Here is a 23,710-nt window from a genome sequence, read left to right as displayed (position 1 = left end):
GTCTGGCCTTTGTACCGTCGGGCCGTGATTGCCGCTGGCGCGCTAAATCATTGCGCGGGCCATTCGTTCTTGTTGATACGACCGGGTCTCCAGGTCACGCCGCCGATCAGCAAGGACTCCACGCATGAATGCCGCAGACGCACAGAAACTAGCCCGCCGCTTTATCGAATTGCCCCAGGACAAACGCCGTCTGTTCCTCGCCGGCATGGCCCGCGAGGGCATCGATTTTGCGCAGCTGCCCATGACCGCCTGCGATGGCATCGCCGAGCGTGACGGCCTGTCTTACGCGCAGCAGCGCATGTGGTTTCTCTGGCAACTGGAGCCGTCCAGCGCCGCCTACAACCTGCCGATGGCTGTGCGTCTGGATGGTGAGTTGCAAGTCGAGGCACTGGAGCAGGCCTTCAGCCGTCTGGCGGCGCGCCACGAATGTTTGCGCACCACCTTCGGCCAGGACGGCGAGCGGGCCTTCCAGCGTGTGGCCGAACCAAAGCCACTGAAGTTGCCCGTGACTGACCTGAGCGAGTTGCCCCAAGCTCAGCGCTGGCCGCTGGCGCAGCAGCACATGATGGCCGAGGCGACCCAGGCCTTCGACCTGCAAAACGGCCCGCTGCTGAGTCTGCGTCTGTTGCGCTTGGCCGCGCAGGAACACGTGCTGCTGCTGACCCTGCATCACATCATCGCCGACGGCTGGTCGATGAACATTCTGATCGACGAATTCATGCGCACTTACGACGCGCTGGTGGCCGGGCGTGAACCGACGCTGGCGGCGTTGAGCGTGCATTACCGCGACTACGCACTGTGGCAACGCAGCTGGCTGGAGGCCGGTGAGCGCGAGCGGCAACTGGACTACTGGCGCACGCAACTGGGCGACGAACATCCCGTGCTGGAATTGCCCACCGACCGCGCCTATCCGGCGCAAGCCAGCCATCAAGGCGCACGCCTGGAAACGGTGATCGACGCGGCCCTGCGCGAAGAACTGAAAAACCTTGCCCAGCGTCAGGGCGTGACGTTGTTCGTGGTGCTGCTGGCGGCGTTCAAGACCCTGTTGCATCGCTACAGCGGCCAGACCGATATTCGTGTCGGCGGGCTGATCGCCAACCGCACCCGCAGTGAAACCGAAGGCCTGATCGGCTTCTTCGTCAACACGCAGATCCTGCGCAGCGTGGTCACCGCACAAACGCCCTTCACTGAGTTGCTGCAGAACCTGCGCCAGGCTGCACTGGGCGCCCAGGCCCATCAGGATCTGCCGTTCGACGCCTTGATCGAAGCCCTGCAACCGGCGCGCAGCCAAAGCCACAATCCGCTGTTTCAGGTGATGTTCAACCACCAGCCGCTGGTTACCGATTTGCATCAGGCGCAACTCGCTTCAGGCTTGCGCGTGGGTTATCTGAGCGAAGAGCAACTGGCCGGCAGCGCTCGGCAACACGCGGCCACCAGTGATCTGATGCTCGACACCCGCGAGGAGGGCGAGCAACTGTTTGCTGCCTTCACTTACGCCACGGATATTTTTGATGCTTCAACCATCGCCGCGCTGGCCGGGCATTGGCGCAACATTCTCCAGTCGGTGTGCCGCGATCCGCAGCAGTTGATCGGCGAAGTGGCGATGCTCGCCGACAGCGAACGCCACGGGTTGATCCAGGCCACCGCGCCAGCGCCTCGTTTCACTAGCGTGCAAAGCCTGTTCGAAGCGCAAGTCGCACGGACTGCGCAAGCGCCGGCGGTGCTGTTGGCCACTGCCCCTGCACCGGTATTCAGCTACGACGAACTAAACGTTCGAAGCAATCGCTTGGCCCATCAGTTGCGCGCACAGGGTGTCGGCCCGGACGTGCTGGTCGGTGTCGCGCTGGGGCGCTCTCTGGAATTGGCGGTAGCGCTGCTGGCGGTGCTCAAGGCCGGTGGTGCCTATGTGCCGCTGGATCCGCAGACCCCGGCCGAACGCTTGCGCCATGTGCTCGCTGACAGCGGTTTGAACCTGTTGCTCAGCGACCGGCAAAGCCTCGCCAGCCTACCGCCGCTCGACGGCATCGAATGCCTGTGTCTGGAGCAGTTGCCCGCCAGCGAGCAGAGCGACAACCTGCCGGTCACGGTCGAAGCCGACAACCTCGCTTATGTGATCTACACCTCTGGCTCCACCGGGCGGCCGAAAGGTGTGGCGGTCAGTCATGGCGCGCTGAGCGAGTTCATTGCCCGCGCCATCGACTACAGCGATCTGCGCGAAGGCGACCGGGTTCTGCAATTCGCCACGAGCAGTTTTGATGGCTTCGTCGAGCAGTTTTTCCCGCCGCTGTGCCATGGCGCTAGCGTGGTCATGCGCGATGCGCCGTTGTGGGACAGCGCGACGCTGCATCAGGTGATCATCGATCAGGGCATCACTCTGGCCGACCTGCCGGCGGCTTATTGGTATTGGCTGGTGCAGGAATACGCGGCGAAACCGCCGGCCAGTTTCGGTGCGCTGCGGCAGATTCACGTCGGCGGCGAAGCCATGGCGGTGGACGGCTTGCGCCTGTGGCAGCAGGCCGGGCTCGGCCATGTGCGCCTGCTCAACACCTACGGCCCGACCGAGGCCACGGTGGTCTCGACGATTCATGACTGCACCGCGCTGACCGCCCAAGACGTGTCGTGGCGCGGCATGCCGATCGGCCACGCACTGGCAGCGCGGCGTCTGTACGTGCTCGACGATGATCTGAACCTGCTGCCGCAAGGCGCGGTGGGCGAGTTGTACATCGGTGGACCGGGTCTGGCGCGCGGTTATCACCGCCAACCGAGCCTCAGCGCCGAGCGTTTCATTGCCGACCCGTTTGCCGACGGCCAGCGCCTGTATCGCACTGGCGACCGTGCGCGGCTGCGCGGCGATGGCGCGCTGGAGTATGTCGGCCGGGTCGATCATCAAGTGAAGATTCGTGGCTTTCGCATCGAACTGGGCGAGATCGAATCGCGCCTGCAGCAATGTCCGGGCGTTCGCGAAGCGGTGGTGCTGGCGGTGCCATTCGCCGGCGGTGCGCAACTGGTCGCCTACGTTGTGACAGAACCTGCGGTGCTCGCCAGCGCGGCGACGCAAGCGGCATTCCGTCAGCAGACCCGCGCTGCGCTGCAAGCCAGCCTGCCGGATTACATGGTGCCGGGGCATCTGCTGTTGCTGGCGAACCTGCCGCTGACGCCGAGCGGCAAGCTCGACCGCAAGGCTTTGCCGACGCCGGATCCGGCGCAGTTGCAGGGCGATTACCGCGCCCCGCAATCGCCAGCCGAGCAGTGTCTGGCGCAAGTCTGGGCCGAGGTGCTGCACGTGCCGCGTGTGGGCCTGGACGATCACTTTTTTGAACTGGGCGGCCATTCGTTGCTGGCCGCGCAGGTGATTGCCCGGGTCAAGGAGCAGATGGGCGTGGTGCTGCCGCTGCGCAGCCTGTTCGAAAAACCGCTGCTGGCGGATCTCGCCGAGGTGCTCGGGCAACTGGCCGAGGCGAGCGGCGACGACGACTGGTCCGACATGGATCAGTTCATGAATGCTTTGCAAGGAGAAGAAGTATGAGCGGCACGATGGCGGAACGTATTGCAAAAAGGTTCGTCGGCCTGCCGCTGGAACAGCGTCGGCTGTTTCTGGCCAAATTGCGCGAGGAGGGCAAGGATTTCAGCCTGTTGCCGCTGCCGGTCAGCTGCCACGACTGTGCGCAGATTCCCCTGTCGTTTGCGCAGCAGCGTCTGCTGTTCCTGTGGCAACTGGAACCGCATAGCGGCGCATACAACATGGCCGCTGGCTTGCGTCTCAAAGGTTCGCTGAATGAGTCAGCCCTGAGCCGCTCGTTCGATCATTTGCTGGCGCGCCATGAAGTGTTGCGCACGGTGTTTCACACCGACGGCGATCAAGCGCATCAGCTGATTCTCGAGCAACAAAGTATTGCGCTGGAACGCTTCGATCTGACCGGCACCGCCGCGCAAGAGCGCGAAGAACTGCTCGCGCAACACGTGCAAGACGTCACCGCGCAACCGTTCGATCTGCGCCATGGCCCGCTGTTGCGCGCGAGCCTGTTTGCCCTGGCCGACGATGAGTTCGTGCTGGTGGTGAGCATGCATCACATCGTCTCCGATGGCTGGTCGATGGACGTCATGGTCAAGGAATTCGTGCAGTGCTATCAGGCGTTCAGCCTGCAGCGCGAGCCGCAATTGCCGGCGCTGCCGTTGCAGTACGCCGACTATGCGATCTGGCAGCGGCGCTGGCTGGAGGCCGGCGAGGGTGAACGCCAGCTCGACTACTGGCGTCAGCAATTGGGCGACGAACATCCGCTGCTGGAAGTGGCGCCGGACTTTGCCCGACCGCTGACGCAAAGCTTTGCAGGACAGACCCTGAGCTTTGATTTCGGCACCGACCTGTCGCAACAGCTCAACGTTTTTGCGCGCAGCCAGGGCATCAGCCTGTTCATGCTGGTGCTGGCCGGGTTCTCGCTGTTCCTTTCGCGTCTGGCCGGCGAGCGCGACATTCGTGTCGGCGTGCCGAATGCCAACCGTGGCCGCGCCGAAGTCGAAGGGCTGATCGGTTTCTTCGTCAACACCCAGGTGCTGCGTTGCCAGATCGATGAGCGCGGCAGTTTCACTGATTTGCTCGCGCAGGTGCGTGAAGCGGCATTCGGCGCACAGGCACATCAGGAGTTGCCGTTCGAGCAACTCGTCGACGAATTGGTCGCCGAACGCTCCCTGGGCCACAACCCGCTGTTCCAGGCCAAGTTCAACCAGAACGTCGGCATGCAGAAACAGCGCTCGATGGCCTTGCCCGGCCTGACCGTCAGCGAATACCCGCTGGCCAAGGACGGCACGCACTTCGATCTGGCCTTGGACATCACCGACGACGGCACACTGATCCACGGTCAGATGACCTATGCCAGCGATCTCTATCGGGCGGAAACGGTCGCCGGTTTTGTGCCGATGTTGCTGGATCTGTTTACCCAGTTGCTCGACTCGCCGCAGGCGCCATTGCACACGGTTGCCACACCACGGCCTGCTGCGCTTGCCAGCCAACGCGAACCGGCGTTGACGGTGTTGCAGCACTGGGCGCGTGAAGTGGCCCGGCAGCCGCAGGCGTTGGCCGCTCGGGATCTCAAGCAAACGGTGACTTTCCAGGCGCTGGATCAGGAGGCCAATCGTCTCGCCCATTATTTGCGTGCGCAGGGCGTCGATGTCGGCGACCCGGTGGCGGTGCTGCTGGAACGTTCGCTGGACTGGCTGACTTGCGTATTGGCGATTCTCAAGGCTGGCGCGGTGTACATGCCGCTCGACGTCAAGGCGCCAAGCGCGCGCCTGCAACAGATGCTCGGTGCTGCGCAGGCGAGGGCGCTGATCGGTGCTGAAGGCGACGCACGGCTCAGCGAACTGGCGGCTGAGGGCTGTCAGGGTCTGGAGTTTGCGCCGGGGCAATGGCACTCGCTGCCGACGTCCGCGCCTGAGCTGACGCTGTATGCGCAGTCGCCCGCCTACGTGATTCACACCTCCGGTTCCACCGGGCAACCCAAGGGTGTACTGGTCAGCCACGGCGCACTGGGCAGTTACGTGCGCGGCGTACTCGAACGTTTGGCGCCGGCGCCGGAGGCGAGCATGGCGCTGGTCTCGACCATCGCCGCCGACCTTGGCTTCACGGTGCTGTTCGGCGCGTTGTGCTCCGGTCGTTTGCTACATGTGCTGCCAGAAGAACTCGGCTTCGACCCGGATCGTTTTGCCGAATACATGGCCCGCCATCGCGTTGGCATGTTGAAAATCGTCCCCGGGCATCTCGCCGCACTGTTGCAGGCGGCCAAGCCTGCCGATGTGCTGCCGGAACACGCACTGATCGTCGGCGGCGAAGCCTGTTCGCCGGCGCTGGTCGAGCGCGTGCAGCAACTGAAGCCGGGCTGTCGTCTGATCAACCACTACGGGCCGAGCGAAACCACCGTGGGCGTGCTCACCCACGAGGTCGAAGAGCTCGCCGCGCTGGCGCGCAGTGTTCCAATCGGCACAGCGCTGGCCGGTGCCCATGTCTATGTGCTCGACGATGTGCTCAACCCGGTGGCCGATCAGGTTGCCGGTGAGTTGTACATCGGTGGCGACAGCGTTGCCCTTGGCTACCTGAACCAGCCGGCGCTGACCGCCGAACGCTTCCTGCCCGACCCGTTCGGCACACCGGGCGCGCGGGTCTACCGCAGCGGCGACCGGGTCCGGCGCAATCGCGAGCAGGCGCTGGAGTTCATCGGTCGTGCCGACGATCAGGTCAAAGTGCGCGGCTACCGTGTGGAGCCTGCGGAAGTCGCGCGGGTGTTGCTCAGCCTCGACGGTGTCAGCGAAGCCGCCGTGCTCGCGCTGCCACTGGATGACGATCCGGCGCGCCTGCAACTGCTGGCGTGGTGCATGCCGGCAGTGGGCGCGAAGGTGCAGGCGCAGGAACTGCGCGAGCAATTGCAGGCGCGGCTGCCGGATTACATGGTGCCGGCACAGTTGCTGTTGTTGGAAAAGCTGCCGCTGACCGCCAACGGCAAGCTCGACAAGCGTGCCTTGCCAGTGCCCGGCGTGGTCAGCCAGCAGTTCGTCGCGCCGGTCGGTGAGATCGAGGAAAAACTCGCCGCGATCTGGGCCGAGGTGCTCAAGCTCGAAACAGTCGGCAGCAGCGATAACTTCTTTGAACTGGGTGGCGACTCGATCCTCAGCTTGCAGATCATCGCCCGGGCCAAGCGCCAGGGCATCAAGCTCAGCCCCAAGCAGTTGTTCGAAAAACAGACCATCGGCCAACTGGCTGCTGTGGCCAAACTGATCGAAGCCAAACCGGCTGCCGTCGCGGCACCAGTGGCACGCGGGCCGTTGCCGTTGCTGCCGATTCAGGTGCGTTTCTTCGATACGCCGATTGCCCAGCGCCAGCACTGGAACCAGGCGGTGATGTTGCAACCGACCCTGGCGTTGGACGTCGTACATTTGCGTGAGGCGCTGGCGGCGCTGGTCGAGCAGCACGAAGCGCTGGCCCTGAGTTTCGTGCAGTCGGGCGATAGCTGGCAGGCGTTGCCGCAGGCTCAGCGCGATGCCGAACTGCTTTGGCTGCGCGAACTGGACAGTCTCGATGCCTTGCCGGCCGTGGCCGACGCGGCGCAGCGCAGCCTTGATCTGCAACGCGGGCAGTTGCTGCGCGCGGTGCTGGTCAACCTGCCGAACGCCGAGCAGCGCTTGTTGCTGGTGATTCATCATCTGGTGGTCGACGGCGTGTCGTGGCGCGTTCTGCTTGAGGACTTGCAGCAGGCTTACCAGGCATTGGCGGCGGGGATGGCGCCGGTGTTGCCGGGCCAGAGCAGTTCGCTGCACAACTGGGCCGAGCAGTTGCATCGTTATGCGCAGAGTGAAGCGCTTGCCGGCGAACGCGATTATTGGCGCCAGACTCTGGCGGCGGAAGAGGCGGCACTGCCACAAGATTTCGCCGTGGACAGCCAGACTCGCGCCCAGGCCGCCCGCGCCAGTACGCGCCTGAGCCAGACATTGACCGACAAGCTGCTGAAAGTCGCCCCGGCGGCTTACCGCACGCAAATCAACGACCTGTTGCTGACGGCTTTGGCGCGGGTGCTGTGTGACTGGAGCGAGCAGCCGTCGGTGTTGATCCAGCTCGAAGGCCATGGTCGTGAAGACCTGTTCGACGACATCGACCTGAGCCGCACGGTCGGCTGGTTCAGCAGCCTGTTCCCGGTGCGCCTGACCCCGCAGGCCAATCCCGCTGCGTCGCTATGCGCAATCAAGGAGCAACTGCGCGCCGTGCCGGGCAAAGGCATCGGTTATGGCGTGCTGCGTTACCTCACGCGTGCAGCTGAGTTGCAGACGCTGGCGCAACCACGGGTAACCTTCAATTATCTCGGCCAGTTCGACGGCGCGTTCAGCGCTGAGCAAGGCGCGTTGTTCCTGCCAAGCGCTGACAGCACCGGCGCCAATCAGGATGGGCAAGCGCCGCTGGGCAATTGGCTGAGCGTCGACGGACAGGTTCTCGGCGGTGAGCTGGAACTGACCTGGACCTTCGGCACCGGCATGTATCGCGCCGAGACCATCGAGGCGCTGGCCGAGGCCTATCGCCGCGAACTGCAACGCCTGATCGAACATTGCTGCGACAGCGCGACCGGTGGCGTGACACCCTCGGACTTCAACCTCGCCCATCTCACGCAAGCGCAGCTGTCGGCGCTGCCGATGGCGCCGCGTGACATCGTCGATCTGTACCCGCTGTCGCCGATGCAGCAAGGCATTCTGTTCCACAGCCGCAACGAGCCGGACAGTCCGGCTTACACCAATCAGCTGCGCGTCGACGTCGAGCAGCTCGACGCCGAGCGCTTCCGCCAGGCTTGGCAGCAGACCCTCAATGCCCACGACATTTTGCGCACGGCGTTCGTCTGGCCGCAGGATGCCGCCGCGCCGGTGCAAGTGGTGCGCAGCCGCGTGCAGATGCCGTGGCAAGTGCAGGACTGGCGCGGTCGCGCTGGCCTTGATTCAGCACTTGATCATCTGGCCACTGAAGACCTGCATAACGGCTTCGATCTGCTCGACGCACCGCTGTTGCGCGTGACGTTGGTGCGCACCGATGAGCACACTCATCACCTGATCTACACCTGCCATCACATCCTGATGGACGGCTGGAGCACTTCGCAGTTGTTCGGCGAAGTGCTGCAACGTTACGCCGGCATCGCGCCGAGCGCAGGGCAGGGGCGTTATCGCGATTACATCGAATGGCTCGGCCAGCGTGATCAGCAGGCCAGTCGACAGTTCTGGAGTGCGGCGCTGGCGGACCTTGAACAGCCGACCCGACTGGCCAGCGCCATACCGGTCAGGCACGCGGCCAGCGGCTATGCCGATCACGAGCATGTGTTCAGCGAACCGCTGACCGCCGAACTGAACCGCTTCGCCCGCGAGCAGAAAGTCACCCTCAACACGCTGGTACAAGCGGCGTGGCTGCTGCTGTTGCAGCGCTACACCGGGCACGATCACGTGGCGTTCGGCGCGACGGTCGCCGGACGGCCAACCGATTTGCCGGGCGTCGAGCAGCAGATCGGTCTGTTCATCAACACCTTGCCGGTGGTGGCGGCGCCATCGCCGGAGATCGGCGTCAGCCAATGGCTGCAACAGGTGCAAGACCTCAACCTGGCCTTGCGCGAGCACGAACACACGCCGCTGTATGACATTCAGCGCTGGGCCGGTACGGGCGCCGGGGCGTTGTTCGACAGCATTCTGGTGTTCGAAAACTACCCGATGGCCGAGGCGTTGGCGCAGGGCTCTGAGACGGGCCTGAAGTTCTCGGCAATCCGCCGGCAGGAGCAGACCAACTATCCGCTGACGCTGGTGGCGGTCACCGGCCGCGAGATGAGTCTGGGCGTAAGTTACGATCAGGCCAGCTTCGACGCTCAAGCGATCCGCGTGTTGAGTGCGCAGTTGCAAGGCCTGCTCGAGCAGTTCCTCGCCGACGCCGCGCAGCCGCTGGGCGCGCTGGAACTGCTCGCCGAGCCACGACGGCAACAAGCGATCGAGTGGGGCAAGGCGCCGGTTACCACGCCGGATCAACGCACGGTGCTGGCGCACATCGCCGCGCAGGTGCAGCGACAGCCACAGGCGAACGCGGTGCTGTTCGCTGAGCAATCCATCGCTTACCGAAACCTCGATGCCCGAGCCAATCGTCTGGCGCACAAGCTGCAAGGCATGGGCGTCGGGCCGGAAGTGCGCGTAGGCGTGTGCATGCGCCGCACGCCGCAGATGCTGGTCGGCTTGCTGGCGATCCTCAAGGCCGGTGGCGCCTACGTACCGCTCGACCCGGATTACCCGCAGGAACGCTTGCTGCACATGCTCGACGACAGCCGCGCCGCTGTTTTGCTCACTGAGCCAGCGGCCTTGGCGATGCTGCCCGAAACCTTGAGTGCGCAGGTGCTGCTGGTGGACGAGAACGTCGCCAGCGAATACCCGGCCACTGCGCCACTGGTTAATCTCGCGGCAGACAATCTGGCGTACGTGATCTACACCTCCGGTTCCACCGGCAAACCGAAAGGCGTAGCGATCAGCCACGGCAATCTGTCGGCGCTGATTCAGTGGTCAGCGGGTGTCTATCGTGAAGAACAATTGCGCGGCGTGCTCGCTTCGACGTCGATCTGCTTCGACCTGTCGGTGTGGGAAATCTTTGTCACGCTGGCCTGCGGTGGCTGCCTGGTATTGGCGGACAACGCCCTGGCGTTGGCGGATTTGCCGGCGCGCGATCAGGTCACGCTGATCAACACCGTACCGTCGGCGATTGCCGCGTTGCAACGGGCCGGGCAGATTCCGTCGTCGGTCGGCACCATCAATCTGGCCGGCGAACCGCTCAAGCAGAGTCTGGTTGACAGCCTCTATGCCAGCACCCAGGTGCAGCAGGTCTACGACCTCTACGGGCCGTCGGAGGACACTACTTATTCAACCTTCACCCTGCGTACGCCGCAGGGCCGGGCGAACATTGGCCGGCCGCTGGATAACACCGTGGCGTACCTGCTCGACAGTCAGTTGCAGGCGCTGCCCGAGGGCGTGGCGGCCGAGCTGTATCTGGCGGGCGCCGGGGTGACGCGCGGCTATCTGCGCCGCGCCGCGCTGACCGCCGAACGCTTTGTGCCGAATCCTTACGCGAGCAACGGCGAACGCCTGTACCGCACCGGCGATCTGGTGCGCCAAGGCGACGATGGCAACATCGAGTACATCGGTCGCGCCGACCATCAAGTGAAGATTCGCGGCTTCCGCATCGAGCTCAGCGAGATCGAAGCGCGCCTGCTGCAGCTCGACGATATCCTTGAGGCGGTGGTACTGGCGCAGGACGGCGCCGCTGGCAAACACCTGCATGCCTACCTCGTCGCCGCGCCGGACAGCGAGCGGTCGACGCTGGCCGAGCGGGTGCGCAATGCCTTGGCCAGTCGCTTGCCGGCGCACATGGTGCCGGGGCATCTGCACCTGATTGACGCGATCCCGCTGACGCCCAACGGCAAGCTCGATCGCAAGGCGCTGATGGCGTTGGGCGAGAGCCCGACGCAAGAGCAATACCAGGCGCCGCAAAGCGATCTGCAATGGGAGGTCGCGACGATCTGGCAGGAGGTGCTGGAAGTCGAGCGGGTAGGGCTGGCGGACAACTTCTTCCAGCTCGGCGGCCATTCGTTACTGGCGACGCTGGTGGTGACCCGGGTGCAGGAGCGCCTCGGCGACAAGGTGCCGCTCAAGGCGCTGTTCGAGACCGACACGCTCAAGGATTTCTGCGCGCGGATCGAAGCGCTGCGCGTCGAAATGTCGCCCGTTCAGGATGAATTGGCTAAATCACTGGAGGCCCTCAAACGTCTATCCCTCGATGATCTGGAAAAACTGATTTCTTGAGAGGGAAAAACGCGTGCAAGAGTTAATCGAGTCGGTAGGACAACTTTCGGCTAAGCAAAGAAAGGCTCTGGCGGTTCTGCTCAAGCAGAAAGGCGTCAACCTCTTTGACATTGCCCCGGTTTTCAAGCGCACGGCTGAAGAGCCGTTGCTGCTGTCCTACGCTCAGCAGCGCCAGTGGTTCCTCTGGCAGTGGGCACCGCACAGCGCGGCCTACAACATTCCGACGGCCCTGCGCTTGCAGGGGCCGCTGGATGTGCCGGCACTGGAACGCAGCGTCGAGGCGCTGATCGAGCGCCACGAAACCTTGCGCACGGTGTTCTCTCAAGACAGCGCGCAACCCTTGCAAGTGGTCCTGCCCGCAGGACCTTTTGCGTTGGAGATTCATCACCTGAGCGCTGATCTGGCGAATGACCCGGAGCACTCGATCGAGGCTTTCGTCCAGACCCAGAGCCAGAAGACTTTCGACCTGCAGCACGGCCCGTTGCTGCGTGCCGCGCTGCTGCAGGTCGACCCCGCTGAGCATGTGCTGGTGCTGACCCTGCACCACATCGTTTCCGATGGCTGGTCGCTGCAAGTGATGATCGAGGAACTGGTGCAGCTCTATGCCGGTTTCAACCTCGGTCACGATGCCGGTCTGCCGGCGCTGCCGATTCAATACGCCGATTACGCCTTGTGGCAGCGCCAGTGGATGGAGGCCGGTGAGCAGGAGCGGCAACTGGCCTACTGGCAGGAAAAACTTGGCGGCGAACAACCGGTGCTGGAGTTGCCGCTGGATCGCCCGCGCGCGGTGGAGCAGAGCTTCGCCGGCGCCAGCCACAACCTGATTCTCGACCCGGAGCTGAGCCATGCCCTCAAGGCCTTTGCCCGGCAGGAAAACGTCACCCTGTTCGTGTTGCTGCTGGCTTCGTTTCAGGCCTTGCTGCATCGCTACAGCGGGCAAAGCGACATCCGGGTCGGGGTGCCGGTGGCCAACCGTGGGCGGGTGGAAATCGAGCGCCTGATCGGCTTCTTCGTCAACACCCAGGTGCTCAAGGCGGATGTCGACGCAGAGCTGCCATTTGTCGAGCTGCTGCGTCAGGTCAAACAGACCGCGCAGGAGGCGCAGGCGCATCAGGACTTGCCCTTCGAGCAACTGGTCGAGGCGCTGGAGCCGGGCCGCAGCCTCAGCCACAGTCCGCTGTTCCAGGTGATGTTCAACCACCAGGCCGAGCGCCGTGCGAGCGTCGCCACGCGCCTGAACGGCCTGAACATCGAACCGCTGGAGTGGCAGAGCCAGACTGCGCAATTCGACCTGACCCTCAACACCACCGAACAGGCCCATGGCATCGAAGCGGTGCTCAAGTACGCCACTGACCTGTTCGACGCAGCGACCATCGAGCGCCTGGCGCAGCACTGGACTGCGTTGTTGCAAGCGATCGTCGCCGAGCCGACCCGGCGCATCGGCCAGTTGCCAATGCTCGATGCAGCCCAGCAGCAACAGCTGTTGGCGCAATGGAATCCGCCGCTGATTGAACAACCGCTGACTCAGTGCCTCCAGCAAGCCATCGAGGCCCAGGCCGAGCGGCATGCCGATGCGGTGGCGGTGAGCTGTGCCGGGCAACGCCTGACTTACGCCGAGCTCAATCGCCGCGCCAACCTGTGGGCGCATGCGCTGATCGAGCAGGGCGTTGGCCCGGACGTGCGCGTCGGCGTGGCGGTGGAGCGTTCGCTGGACATGATCGTCGCCATTCTCGCGGTGCTGAAAGCGGGCGGCGCCTATGTGCCGCTGGACCCGAGCTACCCGGATGACCGCTTGAGCTACATGATCGACGACAGCGGTATTCAATTGCTGTTGACCCAGGGGCATTTGCTCGGGCAATTGCCGCTGCCGCCGGGGCTGATCTGCCTCGATCTGGATCACACGCCGGAGCACGGCATCTCAAGTAACCCGCCATGCCTGACCACGCCGGACAATCTGGCCTACGTCATCTACACCTCCGGTTCCACCGGCAAACCCAAGGGCGCCTTGCTGCCGCACGGCAACGTGATGCGCCTGTTCAGCGCAACCGCGCACTGGTTCGAGTTCGGCGCGCAGGACAGCTGGACGCTGTTCCATTCCTACGCGTTCGATTTTTCGGTTTGGGAGATCTTCGGCGCGCTGCTGTACGGCGGCAAACTGGTGGTGGTGCCCCACGATGTCAGCCGTTCGCCGGAGGATTTCTACACGCTGCTGTGCGATGAAAACGTCACGGTGCTGAACCAGACGCCGTCGGCGTTCAAGCCGTTGATGCAGGTCGCCTGCGAGTCGAGCCGCAGCAACGCCCTGCGTTACGTGGTGTTCGGCGGCGAGGCGCTGGAAGTACAGAATCTGCGTCCGTGGTTCGAACGTTTTGGCGACCGCGCGCCGACGCTGATCAACATGTACGGCATTACCGAAACCACCGTGCACGTCACTTACCGGCCGTTGTCGCTGGCGGATCTGCAGAGCAATCACAGCAGCCCGATCGGCGCACCGATTGTCGACCTGTCGTGGTACTTGCTCGACAGCTCGCTCAACCTGGTGCCGCAAGGCTGCATCGGTGAGTTGTACATCGCTGGCGCCGGTCTCGCTCGTGGTTATCTGAATCAGGCCGGTATGACCGCTACCCGCTTCGTGCCGGACCCGTTCAACCGCAAGGCCGGCCAGCGTCTGTACCGTACCGGCGACCTCGCACGGCTGCGCGGCGACGGGGTGATCGAGTACATCGGTCGTATCGACCACCAAGTGAAGATCCGTGGTTTCCGCATCGAGCTCGGCGAAATCGAAGCGCAACTGCTCAAGCATCCACAGGTGCGCGAAGCGGTGGTGCTGGCGGTGGACGGTCTCAGCGGTCAGCAACTGGCGACCTGGGTCGTACCCAACGAGATGCTGGACGCGGACGAGCAGGGCGCGCTGCGTGATTCGATCAAGGTGCACCTGCGCGAAACCCTGCCGGATTATATGGTTCCGGTCAGTTGGGCGTTCCTCGACCGGCTGCCGCTGACCGCCAACGGCAAGCTCGATCGCAAGCAGCTGCCGCAGCCGGACGTTGCGCAGGTGCAAGAAGCATACGCGGCGCCGCGCAGCGAACTGGAACAGCGTCTGGCGGAGATTTGGCAGGACGTGCTCAAGGTCGAGCGGGTCGGGCTTCACGATAATTTCTTCGAGCTGGGCGGCGATTCGATCATCTCGATTCAAGTGGTCAGCCGCGCGCGGCAGGCCGGCATTCGCTTTACGCCCAAGGACATTTTTCAGCATCAGACCGTGCAGCGCTTGGCCACCGTGGCGCAGCAGAGCGACGCCGTGCAGACGGAGCAGGGCGAAGTGCTTGGCGAAGCGCCGCTGACGCCGATCCAGCAGTATTTTTTCCACAGCGACATCCCGGCGCGGCATCACTGGAACCAGTCGATCCTGCTGACCCCGGCGAAAACCCTGCAAGCCGCGGCGCTGCAACAGGCCCTGGCGCAGGTGCAAAAGCAGCATGACGCCTTGCGTCTGCGTTATCGCCAAACCGAGCAAAGCTGGCAGCAAAGTTACGGCGCGGCGGATCAGCCACAAGCGTTGTTGCGCACTTTCACGCTGGACGACAGCGCGGCATTGCCAGCGCTTTGCCTGGACCTGCAACGCAGCCTCGACCTGCACAACGGCCCGCTGATCCGCGCGGCGCTGATCGATTTGCCGGACGCCAGTCAGCGTCTGTTGCTGGTGATTCATCACCTGGTGGTCGATGGCGTGTCGTGGCGAATCCTGCTCGAAGACCTGCAAAGCGCCTATCAGCAGATCAGCCGCGGACAGAGCGTGCATCTGCCGGCCAAGACCAGCGCGTTCAAGGACTGGGGCGTGCGCCTGCAAGAACATGCGCGAAGCGCGGCGCTGGGCAGCGAACTGAGCTACTGGCGCGAGCAGTTGCGCGACGCGCCGCTCGGTTTGCCGCTGGACCATCCGCAGGGCCAGTTGAACAACCGCTTCGAACGCAGCGTCGACACGCGGCTGGACGCCGAACGCACTCGCCAGCTGCTGCAACAGGCCCCGGCGGCCTACCGCACTCAAGTCAACGACCTGCTGCTGACCGCACTGGCGCGGGTGTTGTGTGAGTGGACCGCCAGCGACAGTGCGCTGGTGCAGCTCGAAGGCCATGGCCGCGAAGACCTCTTCGATGACATCGACCTGAGCCGCACCGTGGGCTGGTTCACCAGCATGTTCCCGGTGCGCCTGACGCCAAACGCCAGCCTGGAAACCTCGATCAAAGGCATCAAGGAGCAACTGCGCGCGATCCCCAACAAGGGCATCGGCTTCGGCTTGCTGCGTTATCTCGGTACCGCCGAAGCACAAGCGGCGCTGCGTGAACTGGCGCAACCGCAGGTGACGTTCAACTACCTCGGCCAGTTCGATAACAATTTCGACGAAGACGCCTTGTGGCGGCCGGCCACCGAAGACAAGGGCGCCGGTCAGGACGCAAACGCGCCGATGGCCAACTGGCTGACCATCGATGGCCGGGTTTATCAGGGCCAGTTGAGCCTGACCTGGACCTACAGCAGCGACGTCTTCGAGGAGGTGACCATCGCCGCTCTGGCCCGCGCCTACGAAGTGGCACTGAACGAATTGATCGACCACTGCCTCAGCCATGCGGGCGGCCTCACGCCGTCCGACGTGCCGCTGGCCGGTTTGTCCCAGGCGCATCTGGACAGCCTGCCGATCGCCGCCCAGCGCATCGAGGACATCTATCCGCTGGCGCCGATGCAGCAGGGCATTCTGTTCCACAGCCTGTACGACGCGGACGCCAGCGCCTACGTCTATCAGATGCTGCTGGACATCGACGGCCTCGACGTCGCGCGGTTCCAGCAAGCCTGGCAGCGCGTGGTCGACCGCCATGAAGTGCTGCGCGCCGGTTTCATCTGGGGCCGCGATGGCCTCGATGCACCGTTGCAGGTGATCAATCGCCAACTGACCCTGGAAATGCCGGAAGTTGATGTACGCGATGCCGCTGATCTGCCGGCGGTGCTTGAGGCGCGGGCGCAGGCCGACCGCGAGCGCGGCTTCGATCTGCAGAATCCGCCGCTGTTGCGTCTGTGCCTGCTGCGCACTGCCGACGACCGCCATCGACTGATTTTCACTTGTCACCACATCCTCATGGATGGCTGGAGCAACTCGCGGATGTTCGGCGAAGTGCTGCAGGATTACGCCGGCCAGCCGGTGCCGAGCGCACAGGGCCGCTACCGCGATTTTCTGGTCTGGCTGCAAGGCCAGGACAAGGCTGGGGCACAGGAATTCTGGCGCGGACAACTGGCCGAACTCGACGAGCCGACCCGACTGGCCTCGGCCTGCCACGGACGCACCGTGTCCGGGTCGGGCAAACAGATGCATCGTTTGCATTTCGACGAAGCGTTGACCCAGCGTCTGAACAGCTTCTCTCGTCAGCAACAGGTGACCCTCAACAGCCTGGTGCAGGCGGCATGGCTGCTGGTGTTGCAGCGCTACACCGGGCAGGCCACGGTGGCGTTCGGCGCTACGGTTTCCGGGCGGCCGGTGGATTTGCCGGGCATCGAAGAACAGTTAGGGCTGTTCATCAACACTCTGCCGGTGATCGCCAGTCCGCAGGCCAGCCTCAGCGTCGGCGATTGGGTGCGCAGCGTGCAGGACAAGAACCTGTTGCTGCGTGACTACGAACAGACGCCGTTGCAGGACATTCAACGTCTGGCCGCATTGAGTGGCGAAGCGCTGTTCGACACCTTGCTGGTGTTCGAGAACTACCCGGTGTCCGAAGCGCTGGACGCCAATCCGGGCGGGCTGCGTTTTTCCGGTCTGGAGCATCGTGAACAGACCAACTACGGCCTGACCCTGATTGCCGGCGCCAGCGAAGTGCTCAACCTCGATTTCAACTACCTCACCGAACACTTTGCCGAGCGCAGCGTGCTTGCTCTGGCCGCGCATTTGCGTGAAGTGCTTGAGCAATTTATCGCAGCGCCGCAACGGGCACTCGGCGAGATCGGTCTGCTGCCGCTGGCCGAGCGTCAGACGCTGGCGCAGTGGAACGACAATCACGCGGCTTATCCGGCTGAGCGGTTGATCTCGCAGAGCTTTGAAGCACGGGTGGCGGCGCATCCGCAGGCACTGGCGTTGAGTCATGCCGGCGTGGCCCTGAGTTACGGCGAACTGAACCGGCGCGCAAACCAGTTGGCCCGGCATCTGGTGACGCTGGGTGTCACCGCCGAAGTGCGCGTCGGCGTGGCGCTGCCGCGTTCGGCGGAACTGGTGATCGCCCTGATGGCGGTGCTCAAGGCCGGCGGTACCTACGTGCCGCTGGACCCGGACTACCCGGCCGACCGCGTGGCCTACATGCTCGATGACAGCCAGGCGAAAGTCCTCCTGACCCAGCAAGCGTTGCTGGCGCAACTGCCGTCCAGCGAAGCGCAGGTGGTGCTGGTCGAGGCCGGCGGTGAGGCGTTCGCCGCGCAAGCGCCGGACAACCTGCCGGCGCGCGCCGACTCGAGCAATCTCGCCTACGTGATCTACACCTCCGGTTCCACCGGCAAACCGAAAGGCGTGGCCATCGCCCATCGCAACGTGCAGGCGCTGATTCACTGGTCCGCCGAGGTCTACAGCGAGGACGATCTGCAGGGCGTGCTGGCCTCGACGTCGGTGTGCTTCGACCTGTCGGTGTGGGAGATTTTCGTCACCCTGGCGCGCGGCGGGTCCATGGTCATGGCGCGCAATGCCCTGGAGCTGGCGGACTTGCCCGAGCGTGATCAGGTGCGCCTGATCAACACCGTGCCGTCGGCGATTGCCGCGTTGCAACGCATCGGCCAGATCCCGCCGGGCGTGCGCATCATCAATCTGGCCGGCGAGCCGCTCAAGCAGGCGCTGGTCGACACCTTGTACCGCGAGACTTCGGTCGCCCACGTTTACGATCTGTACGGGCCTTCCGAAGACACCACGTATTCGACCTGGACCCGCCGCGAACTCGGCGGCCAGGCCAATATCGGCCGGCCATTACGCAATACCACTGCGTACCTACTCGATGAGCAATTGCAGCAAGCGCCGGTCGGCATCGCAGCGGAGCTGTATCTGACCGGTGACGGCATCACCCGTGGCTATCTGTTGCGCCCGGGCCTGACCGCCGAACGTTTCGTGCCCAACCCGTTGGCGAGCAACGGCGAGCGCATGTACCGCACCGGCGACCTGACGCGTTTCATGGACGACGGCCGTATCGAATACGTCGGCCGCATCGATCATCAGGTCAAGGTGCGTGGCTTCCGTATTGAACTGGGCGAAATCGAAGCGCGTCTGCTGGCCCAGGCCAGCGTGCGCGAAGGCGTGGTGCTGGCGTTGGACGGCGTTGGCGGCCAGCAACTGGTGGCTTATGTGGTACCGGCCGAGGCCGATCAAAGCCCCGCGCAACTGGATGCGCTGGGTGCTGAGTTGCAAGCCGCGCTCAAGGCGCATCTGCCGGACTACATGGTGCCGGCGCAGTGGATGTTCCTCGAACAATTGCCGCTGACACCCAACGGCAAACTCGATCGCAAAGCCTTGCCGGCACCGGATGCCAGCCAGGCGCAACGCGATTACGTGGCGCCGTCGACGGCGCTGGAGCAACAGCTGGCCGAGGTCTGGCAGGACATTCTGAAGATCGAGCAGGTCGGCGTGACCGACAATTTCTTCGCCCTCGGCGGTGATTCGATCATCTCGATTCAACTGGTCAGCCGCGCGCGGCAGCAGGGCATTTGCTTCACGCCCAAAGACCTGTTCCAGCAGCAGACCGTGCAGAAACTGGCCGCAGTGGTTTCGCTTGCAGGCGCGCAATCAGCCAGCGCCGCCGACTATCCCTTGGCGCAGCTGGATCAGGCGCAGCTCGATGCCTTGCCGGTGCTGGCGGAGCTGATCGAAGACGTCTACCCGCTGTCGCCGATGCAGGAAGGCATGCTCTTCCACACCCTGTCGGATAACGGCAGCAGCCTTTACGTGCAACAGGTCAGCCTGCCGATCAAGGGCCTCGACGTTGAGCGTTTCCGCCGGGCTTGGGAATTCATCATTGTGCGGCAGGCGATCCTGCGCACCAGTTTCCATTGGCAGGATGGGCTGGCCAAGCCGCTGCAGGTCGTCCATCGCCAGGCGCCGCTGCAGATGCAGGTGCTCGATTGGCGTGGGCAGGACTGCAGCGAGGCGGCGATTGCCGAGTTCGCCAGCGCCGATCGCGCGCTGGGCTTCGACTTGGCCGAAGCGCGTTTGCAGCGGGTGACCCTGCTGCAGCTGGGCGACGAGCAGTACCAGATGATCTGGACCAGCCACCACATTCTGATGGACGGCTGGAGCAGTTCGCGGCTGTTCGGTGAGGTCTTGCAGTACTACTCCACGGGCGAGGTGACTGGCGAAAACGGCCGCTATCGCGACTTCATTGCCTGGTTGCAGGCGCAAGATCAGGATGCCCAGGAGCTGTTCTGGAAGGCGCGTCTGGCGGTGGTCAACGAACCGACCGCGCTGAGTCAGGCGATGCACCCGCGTCACAGCGCCGACGTTACCGGTCACGATGCGCTCTATTCGAACTGGGACAAAGCGCAAACCGCGCGCCTGCTGGAGTTCTGCCGCGATTTGCGCATCACCCCCAACACGCTGATCCAGGGCGCGTGGCTGCTGCTGTTGCAACGCTACACCGGCCAGCAAACGGTGACCTTCGGCGCCACCGTATCAGGGCGTCCGGAAAGCCTGCCGAACGTCGGCAACATGCTTGGCCTGTTCATCAACACCTTGCCGATCATTCAGACCCCGCAGGCCGATCAGCGTCTGGCCGACTGGCTGGGTGAAGTGCAGGCCTACAACCTCGACATTCGCGATTACTCCCAGGCACCGCTGGCCGATGTGCAGCGTTGGTCGAATCTCGGTGGTCAGGCGCTGTTCGACAGCATCGTGGTGTTCGAGAACTTCCCGATCGACGAGCGCTTGCAGGAAGAAACCGACACCGAGCTGACCTTCGGCAAATCCATCGGCCATGGCGTGACCAACGTGCCGATGGACCTTGCGGTGATGCTCGGCGACGAGTTGTCGATCGAGTACCTGTACCTGCGCAGCCACTTCAGCGCCGAGGCGGTGCAAGGCATTCGCCTGACCCTGGAAAACACCCTCGCGGCGATGATGGCCGCGCCGTATGAGCGGCTGGGCAACTTGCAGCGTCTGTCCGCCGAACAATGGCAAGCGGCGCAGACCTGGAGTGCCGAGCCTGCGCACCGCCATGAACCGCGGCTGTTGCCGGAGCTGATCAGCCGTCATGCGCAACAGCAGCCCGACGCGATCGCGGTGCAATGCGCCGGCGAAAGCCTGACCTACGCAGAGCTGGAGCGGCAGGCTAATCGACTCGCGCAGTGCCTGATCGCCCACGGTGCCGGGCCGGAAGTGGTGATCGGCGTGGCGTTGCCGCGCTCGCTGGAAATGCTGGTGAGCTTCCTCGCCGTGCTCAAGAGCGGTGCGGCGTACGTACCGCTGGACATCGATTACCCGCCGGAGCGCTTGGCGTACATGATCGAGGATTCGCGCATGGCCCTGCTGCTGACGCAAACCAGCCTGCGTGCGACGTTGCCGGCGCCTAACGGCGTGCGGCGTCTGGAAATCGATCAACTCGATCGCAGTCTTTACAGCGATGCTGCCCCGGTCTGCGATGTTCACGAGCAGAGCCTGGCCTATCTGGTTTACACCTCCGGTTCCACCGGGCGGCCGAAAGGCGTGGCCGTTACTCAAGGCCCGCTGAGCATGCACTGCCAGGCGATCGCCGAGTTGTACGAAATGGACGCCAGCAGTTGCGAGCTGCACTTCATGTCCTTCGCTTTCGACGGTGCCCATGAACGCTGGCTGAGTACCTTGTACAGCGGCGGTCGTCTGGTGATTCGCGACGGTTGTCTGTGGACGCCGGAGCAGACCTATCAGGCCCTGCATGATTACGGCGTGACCATTGCCTGCTTCCCGCCGGCCTATCTCAAACAACTGGCCGAGTACGCGGCCGCCAGCGGCATTGCGCCGCCGCCAGTGCGCATCTACTGCTTCGGTGGCGATGCGGTGCCGGAGCAGACCTTCGAACAGGTGAAAGCGGCGTTGCGTCCGCAGTTCTTCACCAACGGTTATGGTCCGACCGAAACTGTGGTCACGCCGATGCTCTGGAAAGTCGCCATCAGCCAGCATTGCGAAGCGGCGTATGCGCCGATCGGCCGCGCGGTCGGTGCGCGTTCGCTGTACGTGCTCGACGACGATCTGAATCCGCTGCCGCCGGGTTTTGCCGGTGAGTTGTACATCGGCGGTTACGGCGTCGCTCGCGGTTATTACGGGCGCCCCGATCTGACCGGCGAGCGCTTCGTGCCCAACCCGTTTGCCCCGGGCGAACGCCTGTACCGCAGCGGCGATCTGGTGCGCCGTCGCGCGGACGGCGTGGTCGATTACGTCGGGCGCATCGACCATCAGGTCAAGGTGCGCGGCTTCCGCATCGAGCTGGGCGAAGTCGAGGCCAGCCTGCGTCAGTTGCCGGCGGTCAGCGATGCGCTGGTGATTGCCCGCGACAATGCCTCCGGCAAGCAACTGATCGGTTATGTGGTCACCGCCACGGGTGATGATATCGGCGATGAACTCAAGGCCGGGCTGCGTGCTTCGCTGCCGGAATACATGGTGCCGGCGCAGATCGTCTGCCTCAGCGCGTTCCCGGTTACGCCCAACGGCAAACTCGATCGCAAGGCCTTGCCGGAGCCGGAGTTCAAAAGCGACGAATATGTTGCCCCGCGCACCGAGCAGGAACGCCTGCTGGCGGAAATCTGGGCGCAGGTGTTGCAGGTCGAGCAGGTGGGTATCAGCGATAACTTCTTTGAACTGGGCGGCGATTCGATCCTCAGCCTGCAAGTGATCTCGCGGGTGCGAAACCACCCGACGCTGCAAATGGAACTGAAGCTGCGCGATCTGATGCGCTATCAAACCATCGCCGGCATCGTCGAGCAGCAAGTGGCGAAGGAGGGCGCCGGGCAAGCGTTGCCGGACCTGACTCAGGTTGCCGCAGAGGGCGCGTTCAATCTGCTGCCGATCCAGGAGTGGTTCTTCGCCGAAGGCATGGCCGAGGCGCATCACTACAACCAGTCGTTGCTGCTCAGTGCACGTCAGCCGCTGGATCTCGATGCCCTGGAACAGGCCCTGAGCTTGATCGAACAGCATCACGATTCGCTGCGTTTGCGGTTTTCCAACGACGGCGGGCGCTGGTTGCAGCGCTATAGCACCAGCGTGTCCGACGAGGCTGTGCTGTGGCGCCGTGAAGCGCAAAGCAGCGAAGAGGTCGAAGCCTTGGCCAACCTCGCGCAGCGCAGCCTCAAACTCAATGACGGGCCGGTCTGGCGGGTCATGCATGTGGCGTTGCCGGATGGTCAGGCGCGGTTGCTGGTGGTGATTCATCACCTGGTGGTCGACACCGTGTCGTGGCGGATTCTGCTCGACGATCTGAAAGTCGCTTATGAGGCGTGCGTGCAGGGGCTGGCGCCGCAGCTGCCGATTCGCACCAGCAGTTATCGTTCGTTTGCCGAGGCGTTGCAGGCGCAGGCGCCGGTGATTGCCGAGCAGGAATTGAGCTATTGGCTGGAGCAACTGGATCAGCCCGGCGTTGATCTGCCGTGCGACAACCCGCGCGGCAAGAACCTTGTGCGGCAACAGGCGCAGGCGCGGCTCAAGCTGTCCCGTGAGCACACCGAACAACTGCTCAAACGGGCCCCGGCGGTGTACGGCACGCAGATCAACGACCTGCTGCTGTCAGCGCTCAGCCGTGCCCTGTGCCGCTGGAGCCAGCAATCGTCGGCGCTGATTCTGCTCGAAGGGCACGGGCGCGAAGACCTCTTCGAATCGATCGACCTGAGCCGCAGCCTCGGCTGGTTCACCAGCATGTTCCCGGTGCGTTTGCGTCCGGACAGCGATGACATCGGCCAGTCGATCATCGATGTGCAGGCGCAACTGGCGGGCGTACCGCAGAAGGGCATCGGCTATGGCGTGCTGCGTCATCTGGCCGGGCCGGAAATCTCGGCGCAACTGGCTGCATTGCCGCAGGCACGGGTGACGTTCAACTACCTCGGGCAGTTCGACCAGAGCTTCGATGAACAGGCGTTGCTGGTGCCGGCACTGGAAGAGACCGGCGACAACTACAGCCTCAAGGCGAACCTGGGCAACTGGCTGGAAATCGTCGGCCAGGTCTATGACGGGCAATTGGCCTTGCGCTGCATCTACAGCAGCCAGCGTTACCGCGCCGGCACCATGGATGCGCTGATGAGCGATTACCAGCGTGAGCTTGAAGCGTTGATCGAACACTGCATGGCGCGGGCGGGTTGATCGCCCGGTCTTTTGCGCGGGCGCTGCGCAGGCGCG

The 23,710-nt window shown here is 64.0% G+C and carries 3 protein-coding genes; all 3 read left to right on the top strand.

Annotation, left to right across the window (positions count from 1 at the left end; all coding sequences use genetic code 11):
• Window positions 1–124 precede the first annotated feature (124 nt).
• The 3 genes from KVG87_RS12290 to KVG87_RS12280 are packed head-to-tail and all read left to right on the top strand — an operon-like array spanning window position 125 to window position 23,674.
• Window positions 125–3,526 (top strand): non-ribosomal peptide synthetase, encoded by a 3,402-nt coding sequence (locus KVG87_RS12290; RefSeq protein ID WP_217850892.1) that lies wholly within the window; start codon window positions 125–127, stop codon window positions 3,524–3,526.
• Window positions 3,523–11,346 carry a non-ribosomal peptide synthetase gene (locus KVG87_RS12285; RefSeq protein WP_217850891.1) on the top strand — a complete coding sequence of 2,608 codons (7,824 nt, stop codon included), beginning with the start codon at window positions 3,523–3,525 and terminating at the stop codon, window positions 11,344–11,346. The genes KVG87_RS12290 and KVG87_RS12285 overlap by 4 nt, the downstream gene beginning before the upstream one ends.
• Before the next feature lie 13 nt (window positions 11,347–11,359).
• On the top strand, window positions 11,360–23,674 hold the full coding sequence (locus KVG87_RS12280; RefSeq protein ID WP_217850890.1) for a non-ribosomal peptide synthase/polyketide synthase: 12,315 nt from the start codon (window positions 11,360–11,362) through the stop codon (window positions 23,672–23,674).
• Window positions 23,675–23,710 lie beyond the last annotated feature (36 nt).

Origin of the sequence: Pseudomonas siliginis, assembly GCF_019145195.1 — a bacterium.
Taxonomy (GTDB): Bacteria; Pseudomonadota; Gammaproteobacteria; order Pseudomonadales; family Pseudomonadaceae; genus Aquipseudomonas; species Aquipseudomonas siliginis.
Note: the sequence above shows the minus strand (reverse complement) of the source record. Positions and strands in the feature narration are given on the sequence as shown.